Annotated in this window: 2 tRNA genes and 2 rRNA genes; all 4 read left to right on the top strand. The window is 59.3% G+C overall.

Annotated features, from left to right (window positions below):
- Positions 1 to 72, top strand: a 16S ribosomal RNA gene (locus tag ACO1BU_RS37595); the annotation flags it as partial.
- A 205-nt stretch (positions 73 to 277) separates the two neighbouring features.
- Positions 278 to 354: transfer RNA gene (locus ACO1BU_RS37590), tRNA-Ile, on the top strand.
- A gap of 51 nt (positions 355 to 405) precedes the next feature.
- Positions 406 to 477, top strand: a tRNA-Ala gene (locus ACO1BU_RS37585).
- Positions 478 to 822: 345 nt separating this feature from the next.
- Positions 823 to 956 (top strand): 23S ribosomal RNA (locus tag ACO1BU_RS37580); the annotation flags it as partial.

Below are 956 nucleotides of genomic sequence, written 5' to 3'. Positions count from 1 at the left end.
GTAGGGTCAGCGACTGGGGTGAAGTCGTAACAAGGTAGCCGTAGGGGAACCTGCGGCTGGATCACCTCCTTTCAAGGAATGCCCATGGGGTAGGATGGCAACGTCCTGGCTGTGAGCAATCCTGACAAATGCTATCGGACCCGATCAGGTCCTCTTGCTCATGCCCGTAACCTTGTTCTCGTGATGGTTCGGGATGCAGCCTTGTGCTGATGGAGGAAACTCCATTGTGGCGCTGGCCGCGCATCCTTCCTGGTTTCTGATGGATTGCCCAAGCCTTGGGCCAGTAGCTCAGTTGGTTAGAGCACACGCTTGATAAGCGTGGGGTCGGAGGTTCAAGTCCTCCCTGGCCCACCAAGGGCTGGGGTGGCGATCCAGAGAGTTTTCTGTGTACGCGGTAGTCCTTGTGGGGGCGTAGCTCAGTGGGAGAGCGCCTGCTTTGCAAGCAGGGGGTCGTCGGTTCGATACCGACCGTCTCCAATCCGCGTAACAGGTTAGAGGTTGTGGCCTGGTGGTCGAGCGAGCGTAAGGCTTGCTCCCATCGGTGCTGCGTCGTCTTTGGGAGACAGGGCCGTGCGGCCGGGGCAACCTGGTGCAGCTGGTCTCCTATGTTCTTTGACAGGTGAAGATGGAATGGTGAGTTGAGTGGCCCTGGGGGCTGCTGGCTCGGAGCTTACGCTGAGAGGCGTGGGTGAGGGCTGGTTGTTCACTGGGGTTGAGTAGAGAAGAGTGTTCTCGGTGTCTGCTGTTCGATTGGACATGTAGGCCTGGTACGGAGGGGTTTAGGCCCTTGCGTGTTGGTCCTGCGTGCGGGCGGTGGAAGACTATGAGTGACTAAAGGGCGTTCGGTGGATGCCTTGGCGCCAAGAGGCGATGAAGGACGTGGCACGCTGCGAAAAGCCGCGGGGAGATGCGAGCGATCGTTGATCCGCGGATGTCCGAATGGGGAAACCCCTCCT

Origin of the sequence: Roseomonas chloroacetimidivorans (genome assembly GCF_049629625.1) — a bacterium.
Classification (GTDB): domain Bacteria; phylum Pseudomonadota; class Alphaproteobacteria; order Acetobacterales; family Acetobacteraceae; genus Roseomonas; species Roseomonas chloroacetimidivorans.
Note: the sequence above shows the minus strand (reverse complement) of the source record. Positions and strands in the feature narration are given on the sequence as shown.